The 11934-nt window shown below is 43.8% G+C and carries 8 protein-coding genes; all 8 read right to left on the bottom strand.

The window, feature by feature from the left end; genetic code table 11:
• Positions 1–105: 105 nt before the first annotated feature.
• Positions 106–348: a 4Fe-4S binding protein gene (locus SCJ97_05250; GenBank protein ID MDW7739449.1), complete on the bottom strand. Its 243-nt coding sequence runs from the start codon at positions 346–348 to the stop codon at positions 106–108.
• 50 nt (positions 349–398) lie between these two features.
• On the bottom strand, positions 399–1109 hold the full coding sequence (locus SCJ97_05245) for a VTT domain-containing protein (protein MDW7739448.1): 711 nt from the start codon (positions 1107–1109) through the stop codon (positions 399–401).
• An 8-nt stretch (positions 1110–1117) separates the two neighbouring features.
• Positions 1118–2065, bottom strand: a complete 948-nt coding sequence (locus SCJ97_05240) for an ROK family protein (protein MDW7739447.1) — start codon at positions 2063–2065, stop codon at positions 1118–1120.
• 54 nt (positions 2066–2119) lie between these two features.
• Positions 2120–3304, bottom strand: coding sequence for a homocitrate synthase (nifV, locus tag SCJ97_05235; protein ID MDW7739446.1), 1185 nt, complete (start codon positions 3302–3304; stop codon positions 2120–2122).
• Between the two features lie 52 nt (positions 3305–3356).
• Positions 3357–4169 (bottom strand): pyrroline-5-carboxylate reductase, encoded by an 813-nt coding sequence (gene proC / locus SCJ97_05230; GenBank protein ID MDW7739445.1) that lies wholly within the window; start codon positions 4167–4169, stop codon positions 3357–3359.
• Positions 4170–4250: 81 nt separating this feature from the next.
• Positions 4251–5423 (bottom strand): FAD-binding oxidoreductase, encoded by a 1173-nt coding sequence (locus tag SCJ97_05225; protein ID MDW7739444.1) that lies wholly within the window; start codon positions 5421–5423, stop codon positions 4251–4253.
• Positions 5410–9333: a 2Fe-2S iron-sulfur cluster-binding protein gene (locus tag SCJ97_05220; GenBank protein MDW7739443.1), complete on the bottom strand. Its 3924-nt coding sequence runs from the start codon at positions 9331–9333 to the stop codon at positions 5410–5412. Before SCJ97_05220 ends, SCJ97_05225 begins: the two co-directional genes overlap by 14 nt.
• Before the next feature lie 54 nt (positions 9334–9387).
• Positions 9388–11901 carry an NAD(P)H-dependent oxidoreductase subunit E gene (locus tag SCJ97_05215; GenBank protein MDW7739442.1) on the bottom strand — a complete coding sequence of 838 codons (2514 nt, stop codon included), beginning with the start codon at positions 11899–11901 and terminating at the stop codon, positions 9388–9390.
• Positions 11902–11934: the final 33 nt, after the last annotated feature.

Below are 11934 nucleotides of genomic sequence, written 5' to 3'. Positions count from 1 at the left end.
GATTTGTGATTTTGTGTTAATCAAAAGGGCTGCTAATCGCAGCCCCTGCTTGTTGAGGATTGATTTGTTCTGCCATTCTATATTAAGCATCTCCTGATCTCCCGTTTATTCAGCTATTTCAGGTCCTTCATCTTCCGCTTCGTCCCTTTTTTCTTTGAGCACCTGAATAGCAAAGTCCGGACACATATACTCACACAATTTACAGCCGGTACATGCTTCGGGATCTATCATTACCGGTGAACCATCTTCGCTAGGTTTTAAATTATCTTTTGGGCAGAAAGCGAAACAGATTCCACAATCCTTGCATCGATCACTGTATACTTTCAGGTTGAATTTTGTTTTACCCATTAACATTTCCCTTCAAAAATTACTTGCAAACCGGTAATGTATTTTTCTTTTTAGTAACCTTTAAATCCTTTTTTAATTTTCGACCATTGCTTTATAAAAAATTCCGGATTAATAATATTTCTACGGTATAAATAAATAAGGGCTGCAACCAGTAAAACCGGAATCAAAAGCAGCCAGGGAGATAAACCGGCTAACACTCGTAATATCTTAATCGTATACCCCATAGTTCCGGCCAGGGCAATACTGATCGCTATCGCAGAAAGACTGTAAATTGCCCCTCCAAGAAATGTATAAACGACAAAAAATAAAAAGTTCATATGCATGACACCGGCCGGAAAGGATATAAATGTCCTGGTTACTCCCCATAGTTGAGCCATGAATATTGAAAAATTACCGTATCTTTCCCAGAACTGCAGCGCTCTGGAGCTCTTCCTTTTTTTCTCAAGTAATGGTTTGTTACCGTTATGCCTGAAACGATAGAAATTCCTGAGCGCGGTTCCGGCCATATTACCGAGCAATCCGAGCAAGTAGCTGATTATACTGCCGATAGTGATCCCGATCGTTGAAGCAAGAAATACCGTAAAGAAAGATATGCTACCCCGAAGAATTAATGTTCCGGCCGTTAAAATTATAATTATCGATGCAAAGGGCAGACCGGCGCTTTCTGCAGCCATCACCAACGCTATTCCATATGGGCCATAGCGGGTAACGATCATTTCGAGCATATCATAGAATTGTTCAACAGGTTCAACTGTTTCCATCATATTATTTATACCGATTTTCCCGTTAATAATGAATACATACCCCATATACCAGATTCCGGTTCCAGTTCAGCAGTGGTAATTTTCAACGGCGTAATATTAACAGACGGCCTTATCGATTCAATCTTGATCTTATTAATGATTTTGTAGAGAAAGTCTTCTCGGTTGGCTCCGACTCCTCCACCGATCACCAGGCAGGAAGGGTTTAAAATGTTAACCAGGTTCGACAATCCCTGGCCTATACTTCCAGCGGCAAAGTTTATAATATTCTGGGCCAGAGGATCTCCATTACCAGCCAATTCAAATACTTCGCCGGTAGTGATATCGTCCTGTTCCAGTGCCGTATTTAACAAGAGGTCTGCTGCATGAGCAGCTATAGCGCTTCCCGATGCCCATGTTTCGAGACAATCCATACCACCGCATTTACATGGTCTGTTCTTGCCAAATGGCTTGATATGGCCGATTTCTCCGGCGAACCCGTTAGTTCCCCTGTAAAGCCGACCATTTAAAAATAATCCCCCGCCTATCCCGGTGCTTACGGTAATATAAACGGCATTCTCATGCCCACGGGCTGCTCCAAAAATAACTTCGCCGACAACCGCTGCGCTTGCATCGTTTTCTATTAAAACAGAACAATTTAGTCTGTTTTCGACCATTGTAGCGAGATTTATTTTTTCGTTCCACTCCAGATTCGGTGCCTGGTAAATAATTCCTTGTGCACTGTCAACAAATCCGGCAATACAGATCCCGACACTCTTCACTGATTTTACCGAAAGCGCTAACCTGGCAACTGTTTTAGATATAGTTTCCTCTATTATTTCAATGATTCCCGAAGGCTCGACCGGTTTAGGGGTTGCTATTTTTTCACTGTAAATACTATTTCCCTCTTCATCTATCAGATGAAAAAGGATTTTCGTTCCGCCTATGTCAAAAACTCCGTAAATTTCATTGTTCATAATGCAGGCCTTTCAGATAAATAAAATGTCAAATCCTGGCAACCGCTAATATGCTTACCTGTTCTTCAATTCCTCTGATGTCGGCTTATGTCTTTCATAAAGGTAATCTTCATAGATATACATCAATTCTTTATCAAAAAGGGTTCTTTTTAGATCAACCGTCACGGATCTCACAGCTTCGAGCAGTTCTGAAGCCTCTTCATCAGAGAGATCAATTCCATATTCCACAAATTTCATCTTAATTGATTTTGAACCGGAGTGTTTACCGATAACAATCTGCCTCTCCAGTCCTACATCTTCCGGGCTGAATACTTCATAAGTTGAAGGATGTTTGAGAACTCCATCGGCATGAATACCTGATTCATGGGCAAAAGTATTTGCTCCCACAATCGGTTTTCCCGGATAAAGCTGGCGTCCGGAAGCGCGCGCAACATATTCACAAAGGTTTCTGAAATCCCTGGTGTTTACTCCAAGATTAACGCCAAAAAGATGTTTGAGAGCCATTGCCACTTCTTCAAGTGCTGCATTACCTGCTCTTTCTCCGAGACCGTTAACAGTTACTCCGATAAACTTGGCTCCGGCTTTTAAGCCGGCCAGTGCATTTGCTGTTGCCATACCGAAATCATTATGGGTATGCATTTCAATATCCATTTCTGTTTTACTGATCAGTTCTTCAATAATATCAAAAGTTTTGAAGGGTTCAAGAACACCGATGGTATCACAAAATCGAAACCTATCGGCTCCGGCCTCTTTAGCTTTACCGGCAAATTCAACCAAAAAGTCCATATCGCTTCTGGATGCATCTTCAGCATTAACTGATATGTATAAATCATGCTCACGGGCAAACTTAACAGCCTTGACCATGTTTTCGAGCACCCATTCTCTTGAAGTTTTCAATTTATGTTGTATATGGATATCGGACGTTGAAATCGATATAGCCACAGCGTCTACTCCGCAATCTATAGAATGCTTCAGATCCTCAATGTTTGCCCGGTTCCAGGCCATGATGCTTGCATTCAGGTTATATGATACAATTTCCCTGATAACTTCTTTTTCATCGCCGCCCATAACCGGTATGCCAGCCTCAATCTGGTGTACTCCTAAATTATCAAGCATTTTAGCAATACGCAGTTTTTCCCTGTTTGAAAATACTACTCCGGCAGTTTGTTCACCGTCACGCAGGGTAGTATCAACCAGCATAGGCAGATTTTCTTTTAGAGCTTCCAAAAATCGTTTCATCTGATACCTCCTGTTATATTATTAAGTGTTTTATCTTTATTATAAACGTTATTTAACCCCTTCTCAATTCTTCAGACCGCCTGGTGGCTTCTCTGACAGCTTTAATCAGGCAACTTCTGAAACCCGACTCCTCCAAAACAAGTAGGGCAGAACTGGTTGTTCCGGCAGGAGAAGTAACAATATTTCGCAGTTCAGCAGGGTGTTGTGTATTGATCTCAAGCATTTTGGCGGCGCCGATTACATTTTGAATCACTAATTTTGAAGCAACATCTCTACGGATACCTACCGACACTCCGGCATCGATCATAGTCTCAATAAATAGATAAACATATGCCGGACCTGTACCGCTTAAACCAGTTGCCGCATCCATCAGCTTTTCAGGTAAACGGATAATCAGCCCAAGAGGTTTTAGTATTTGCTCCAAATCTTTGATCTCCTGTTCTGTAACTGCATCGCCAGTACTCATTGCAACCGCACCTTCACCGATCAGACAAGGAGTATTCGGCATTAATCTGATGATTTTACTTCCACTTATCAGGCAGCTCTCTATGTAGCTGATGGTCGTCCCTGCTGCTATGGAAACTATAATCTGCTCAGGACGAACCAATGTCTTTAAGGAATAGAGCAAACCTTCCGTATCCTGTGGTTTAACTGCAATGAAGATATGCGTACATTTTTCGGTCATCTGCGCATATGTCTCTGCCGGTTTGGCTTTAATCATATCAACCAGCTGCTGCTGGCGATCTTTGTTAAGATCAAAAAGATAAATAGAATTTGGGTTCATACCGCCCTTTTCAACCATACCCTTTACCAGTGCAGAACCCATGGCTCCACAACCGATCAAACCGATTAAAAAATTATTCATCGATAATTCGCCCCCCAGAGGATCTTAAGGAGTATTCTATCTAATGCATGTTCTTAATGCAAGAAAAAGGTTTAAATGAAGTTACTTGAGGGTTTCTTTCTCAGCCTTGTAAAAATCCCTATCACAGCAGAAGCAATCATGAGCTTCCTCAGAGATGCACGGCTGATTGCTGGTAATCATTGAGGTAACATTAAGCCCCACTCCCGGCCCAAGCATAAGTCCCTGACCGCACATTCCAACCGCAAGAATAATCCCTTTCAGACCGGGTGCATAATCGATGATAGGCACACCATCCGGGGTCATGGGATAACAACCCCTCCATATTCTGCGGATTAAAAGATTCTTAAATTTTGGGATCAAGGCGATCATTCTTCCGGCAAGGACAGGCAGAAATTCCGACAGTGATTCCCTGTTGGTGCCGACAAATAGATCCTTCGGTGTGTAGCAGAAGATAATCTGACCTTCTTTATTTTGTCCGAAATAAAAATTAGTTGTTTTCCCTTCAGGGCCCGGCCTTAGATCAACGATTAAAGGTGCCAGAAACGGTTCAATCGGAGCTGAGATACCAGCTTCATGAGAATCCGGGGTAACCGGGATATCAAAACCAAGCATTGGTCCGTGTTCTGCAGCATCAGACCCGGCAGCAAGAACCACCCATGAGGATGAATAAATTCCCTTATCTGTTTTCACCCCGGTAATTCTGTCACCATCACGCAGATATCCTATAACTCTTTCGTTAAAGTGATATTCGGCCCCGCATCGTTCCCCTTCCCGTTGAAAAGCAATGGGGACAAGGATAGATGAAACCTGCCCGTCTTCAGGAGAATAGGTTCCTCCCCGGAGGCCGTCAGGATTAATGCCAGGTATAATTTCTTTAATTTCATCAACACTGACCCAGTTAATGTTCAAACCGTAGCTCTTTTGGTAGGGCAGCAATCCCTTGAGAGTATTTTCAATATTTTCATCATAGACGGGAAAGCAGTATCCTCCAGGTTTCCACTCGATATCAAATCCATATCGATCCTTCCAGGTTGAGAAGATTCGTATACTTTCAAGTCCTAAACTGATCTTGCCCGGATCGGAATGAGTGGCCCTTACTCCGCCGATAGCAGTTTTATTTTCGCCCTGACCGGCAGAAGAGCGTTTGTCAATTACAAGCACTTTCAATCCTTGTTTCGAGAGATGGTATGCAGTAGGGTTTCCCACACTTCCACAGCCGACAACTATTACATCATATATTTTATTTTTTGCCATTGCTGTCACCTCCGGTATTTCGGGCAAGAAAGTCTCCCAAATGAACTTCGGCAACCAGAGGCCGGTGTGTCGGCAGGGTTATCTCGGAGATCGGTATACCCTCTTCACGGTAAATGCGCAGAATTAAATCAGTACAAGTTTTTCCGTTGCATCCGCCCAGTCCTGTGCGAAGCAGTGCTTTTAACTGGTTCATATCTCGTACTCCATCCCTGATGGCCTGGACAATCTCACTTTTTCTGACTCTTTCACAGCGGCATACTATCGGGTCGAGATCATCAGCAGGTAGATATTCCAGAGGTGATCCTTTGTCTATCTCTCTTATCCTGAACCCCGCAACAACAAGGCGCTCCTTATATGGAACTTCCAGCAGGAGTAAACGCCTGCTGTTTTGGCTTTTCCGGTCTTTGTAGGCGATGACTTTTCCTTTACCTACAACATGACCTTCCATGTCGGTTGTAGTTACTTCTTCACCAATTGGGATAAGATCGTTAACAAATTCAAAAGGCATCATTAACAGAGCTTTTTCTTTTTTCGGGTCATAATCATCGAGAACAAGATTGATGGCCAGGCCGGGACAGGCAAGGACGCAACGGCCACAACCGATGCATTCACCATCAAATTCGGGGAGCGAAAGAATAGAATCCTGCATGGTGATGCAATTTTTCGGACAGGCTTCCGTGCAGGGATTACAAGGTATTTCCTGCATGCATCTAATGATCGGAAATACCTTGTCACCACCTTCCCCGGGAATAAAAGGATCGCTATCACCGGCATGATGCTTCAAGGTTTCTCCGAATTCTTCCCAGTCACTCGGAACGGGCAGGTCAATACCCATAGATTGGGCTATGCGGCGTCCGATAATTTTTCCGGAAAATATCGCTGCCGATGCTTCAGCAATCTCATTTGCATCTCCGGCGGCATAAGCATCCATACCATATTCCTTCGCCTTTTCAAGGAGTTCATTTACAGGACTTAAGCCAACTGCAATTAGAACTGTATCTACTTCGAATATTTTTTCAGTTCCGGGAATGGGTTTAAACGACTCATCTACAGCAGCAGTAATAACCCGCTCAACCTTTTCGGAACCTTCAATTTTTAAAACAGTATGTGATGTCCAGACCGGAACACCGAAACGTTTAATTTTATCTTCATGAACTTTGTAACCTCCACATTTCTGCAAAGCTTCGACCAGACCGACAACATCAATGCCGGCCTGCAGGGCATGGTAAGCGCCAATCAAACCCACGTTACCGCCACCAACAATAAACAATCTTTCAGCACAGCGGATAAGATCGCGATTGACCAGTGTCTGAAAAGCACCTGCTCCGTAGACTCCCGGAAGGTCAGCTCCGGGAAAAGCCAGGCTTTTTTCTCTGGCGCCGGTTGTAAATAGAACCCTTCCGGCTTTGACCAGTCGATATGTTCCCCCGCCGGAAACACCGAATTTTCGATCGCTGAAAACTCCAACAACGGTAGAATCAAGCCATATATCAACGGTGGGCAGCCTTTTTAAGTTCTCGGCAAGAGTATCACCGATATAAATTCCTCTTTCACCGGCGTAACAATCAGCGACTGAACCAAAAAAGTTATGAGTCTGGAGACTTAACTTTCCACCCAATTCCTGTTTATCGTCGATCAGTAAAACTTTGACGCCCACATTGCCAAGTTCAATGGCTGCGCTTATTCCGGCCGGACCGCCGCCGATAATCAGAACCTCTGTATCAAATTCTGGAGGTTCAGGGATGTCAAAATCCAGTGGAGGAATATCAGATAGAGCAGGAGTCCCCTCTACACTTGTAACAACCATCCCTTCCTTGACCGGAGTCATGCAGCCTTTCACCGGCTTTCCATTTGCAATAACCATGCACTGTGAGCACTGACCATTCACGCAAAAAATACCCTGGGCTCCGCCATCTCTTTCATGATGCCCGAATATATGTATCCCGGACGCATAAAGGGCGGAAGTGATCACCTCATTATTACGGGCTTTTAACCCTGTTCCGTTAAAGGTAAAAGATATCTTTGACGTTTCTGTAGAAGGAATAATCGGATGATTTTTGATCCGGTAACTGTCACTGAGTATTAACTGATCGAGCGGATTTTCCTCTAGTTTAGAAAATATGGGAAGTGGTTTGGGAGATAGGCTTTTTAACCAGGCGCCCGTACGCAGCAGCAGGTTGTACTGCAACAGTTCGGGGATATTTATTGAGTACCAGGTGCAGCTGTCCTGTGGTAATTTCTCAAGTAGTCTATTTCGCTCCAGATCATCAATTAAAAAATTAAAATCTGAACTGTAGCCTGCGCCGGAAGCGCCGGCAAGTGTATTCAGAGAGGTTGCATCGTCTTTTAGCACTCTTATCTCTTCAGAAGGTTCGAAGATAGTATAGACCATTCTCCCGGGATTATTAAGAATATCCTCAGGAGTATCAACAGGTCGGACCTGGATTCCCTTTTCTTTTAAAAATGTAACGGCATGAGCAATAATACCGGGGATTAATGCAGGATCACCAATCAGGGTAAATATTATATGCAGCTCCGGCAGGTTGTCCAGGAAAAGAAGAGCATGATCTTCAGATAAATGCTCATCGAACAAACTTCTCAGGTTTTCATCCAGGAGCGAGCCCGCCTGTTTCCCTGATTTTAACGATGGAAGCAGTTTGAGAGCTAAATCCATTCCCCGTGGTGTTAATTCCTGTCCAATATTGTTTTTAGCGACAATCGGATCGATTGAGTTTACTGTTTCTTTTCTTTTTATCCATGTTTTTAATGGCCCTGCCTGTTCAGGTTCCGGGTTCAGGATAGTTATATAATCAAGATTGCAATCTAATAGTTTTAAAATATTCCTCACATTAGCTACCAGGCTCTCACCGATAACGCCACCCTCCTCATAAGGGCAGCTTAATTTATCACGGCACATGAGAGAAATACTTCGGGCGCCTGATGCCATGGTAAATAAGATAGTAGAGAGATCAATGTTTCCGATGCAACTGACCCGGTATAAACCGGGCATACTATCCGGAAGAGGAGACCGGGGGCATGCAAAAAGGATATCCTGATTATTTAAATCGTCATCTGCAATTGTACTTCTGTAGCAGTTAACCTGTGCAGTTGAAATTTGACTGATCGCTCCGGTCGGGCAAGAACCTTCACATATTCCACAACCAACACAGGCGTTTGAAGAGATAACTGCCCTGGGAAGACCGTCGCTTTTCAGATCAACCCTCGGTATAGAAAAAGGGCAGACTTCTTCGCAAATACCACAGCCCCTGCACAATTTCTCATCAACCGTACAGATCGGTATTTCAAATGTTTTGTTCCAGATTTTTAACTGACAGTTTTGCTGTTCAAAGGGAATTGTCCCGGTCGGACAGATATATGCACATGCCCTGCAGCCGACACAATGATCTGCGACTCCTTCCGGATTGGGTGCAATTATTTTATCGATTCCTCTGCCCTGGGTCGAAATTGCCCCGGGTCCACAATCCTGACATACTCGAACACATAAACCGCAAAGAACGCATTTATTATCGTCAGAACTCAATGCAAAAGAAGTATCATCAATTCCTTCCAGCCGAGCCAGCGCTTTAATTTCTTCGGATCCCGGACATTCGGACATGTATAGCTCAAGCAGGCTTCTTCGGGTTTTCATAACCTCTGAAGTTCGGGTATTAATGATTAGGCCTTCTTCTACCGGATAAAGGCAAGAGGTAACAATTCGGGAAGAGCCAGCCCACTCTTTTTTGTTTACTTCAACCAGGCAGAGTCGACAGGCACCGCTTCTCGGCAGTGATGGATGGTAACATAAAGTTGGTATGTAGATACCGAGATCTCTTATAACATCAAGCAGCATTTTGCCGCTTTCTGTTTCAACCGTCCTTCCGTCAATGTTAATAATGATTTTTTTCTTCATTCTTAACCTTTCTTTAACTTTCAGTTGCCTCAAGGAAATAATTATGCTGCAAATCTATTTTTTAACGAAAACAGCTTCAAAATTACAGGTTGCCAGACAGAGTCCGCAGCGGTTGCATAGTTCCTGATCAATATAATGACGTTCATTTTTTTCTCCGCTGATAGCATTTTGCGGGCAATTACGGGCACAGCGACGGCAGCCAGTGCATAAATCGTTAATCTCATAACTGATTAAGGCGCGGCAGACACCGGCAGGGCAGCGTTTTTCTATAATATGCGCCATATATTCATTTTTAAAATGAGTCAGGGTACTTCTAACCGGATTCGGAGCCGATTTACCCAACCCACATAGTGAGCCCAGTTCAAGAACCGAAAGCAGCTTTTCTATCCGTTCAATATCGTCTGCTACTCCTTCACCGCGGCATATCCTGTCAAGGATAGAATGAAGGTTCGAAATACCGAGACGGCAGGCCGAACATTTACCGCAGGATTCCTGGTTCAAGAAATCGGTAAAGTAACGGGCAACATCAACCATGCATGTATCTTCATCCATTACGATCATACCGCCAGATCCCATCATTGAACCTTCCCGGGTGAGGGTATCAAAATCTACAGGCAGATCCAGTTTGCTTTCAGGTAAACACCCACCTGAGGGCCCTCCGGTTTGAACTGCTTTAAATTTTTTGTTATTAAGTATTCCGCCGCAAACATCATAAATTATTGAACGGAGCGTCATGCCCATGGGAACCTCGACCAATCCGGTGTTCTTAACTTTACCGACAACTGAAAATACTTTTGTTCCAGGGCTTTTTTCAGTACCGGTCGAAGCAAACCAGGCAGCGCCGTTTTCAATTATTGGCGGTATATTAACAAATGTTTCAACATTGTTTAAAACCGTTGGTTGATCATACAACCCTCGTTCTGCAGAGCGGATATACTTAGCTCGCGGCTCGCCTACTTTGCCCTCAACCGATTGCATCAGGGCAGTCGATTCACCACAGACAAAAGCGCCTGTTCCCCTGTTGATTCGAATATCAAAGGAAAAATCGGTGCCGCAAATGTTGTTGCCGAGAAAACCTGCTCTACGGGCCTGGTCAATTGCTTCTTCAAGGTGTTTCAGGGCCCGTGGGTATTCTTCCCTAACATATATATAGCCATGATTAGAGCCTACAGCGTAAGCGCAGATAACCATACCCTCAATTACGGAATGCGGGTCGCCTTCCATTATGCTGCGGTCCATGAAAGCACCGGGGTCACCTTCATCACCGTTACAGATAACATATCTAACCGGCGATTCTATTTTTGCCGTGGTTCTCCACTTCTTTCCAGTGGAAAAGCCTCCTCCTCCCCGTCCTCTCAAACCTGAGTTTTCAACTTCAGTGATAATTTCATTAGAATTCATAAAATAAAGAGCATTCAACAGCGCACTGTAGCCACCCCGGGCCAGGTAATCGTAAATGTTTAAGGGGTTAATTGTACCTACATTTCTTAAGGCGATGCGGTGTTGTCCCGCGAAAAAAGGAATTTCTTCATACCTTGAGATAATCGTCCCGCTGTTCGGTTCATGATAGAGAAGTTTCTCAACATAGCGGTTGTTTAATAAGGTTTCATTAACTATTTCTTTAACATCTCCGGGTTTAACACCGGAATAAAAGACTTCATCAGGTATTATGATTACCAGGGGCCCTTTTTCGCAAAAACCCTGGCAACCTACTGTTTTCATCTCTAAAGAAACAGGGATTTCAAGATTTAACTCTCCCAGAGCTTCTTTAAATGAGCCGGCAACCTCCAGGCTGCCCTTGGCAATACATCCGGTACCGGCACAAACCAGAACTCGTTTTTCTTTCAAAGCGTTCATGCTTCTGGCTAATTCCTGCAAAGTTTTAAAGTTTTGAGGAGAGTTGATTTTTTCCAAACCAATATCCGGAACTTCTTCGACAGCAGTGCTTTCCAACTCTCCATCTGCAGCCGTCTTGCTTTTTCGCAGCTCTTTGGATAGAGTCGAAGTGGTGACGCTGCCATGATATTTACCGTCGATTACAACAACCGGTCCCATGGCGCAGGCACCTACACAATGAACCGAATTCAAAGAAAACTCTCCATCTGCTGTTGTCTCTCCGGCCTTGATGCCAAGTTCGTCAGAAGCTCTGCTCATCAAAACAGAAGCACCGCGTATATGGCAGGCGGTGCCTTCGCAAATATCAACTCGATGTTTTCCCTTTGGACGTAACGAAAATGATTTATAAAAAGTAGCAACTGAATAAATCTGTGCTTCCGGTATATTGAGTTTCCTTGAGAGATACTCCACTGAATTCGAAGATATGTAACCTGTAGCGGATTGAATATCCTGCAGCATCATTATCAGGTTGGAAATGTCGTGGTTGTGTTTACTGATAGTTTCATCAAATATTGATTTTTCTTTTTCCATAAAAAAATTATAACATTGACTAAAAGTCAATGTCAATGAAAATGCCAGGTTCAACAGGCCTTTCAACTTGCCACCGGAAATTCTTCGCGAAACCATCCACAACTGAGCTTCCGCCACCACCTCTGGATGGCCTTCCCTCAACCTCCGGTTCGCTACTAACCTTCCGTGCTGCGA

This window comes from Bacillota bacterium (assembly GCA_033549065.1).
Taxonomy (GTDB): Bacteria; Bacillota; Dethiobacteria; order DTU022; family DTU022; genus JAWSUE01.
The sequence above is the reverse complement of the archived record's forward strand: the minus strand, read 5'-3'. Positions and strand labels throughout refer to the sequence as shown.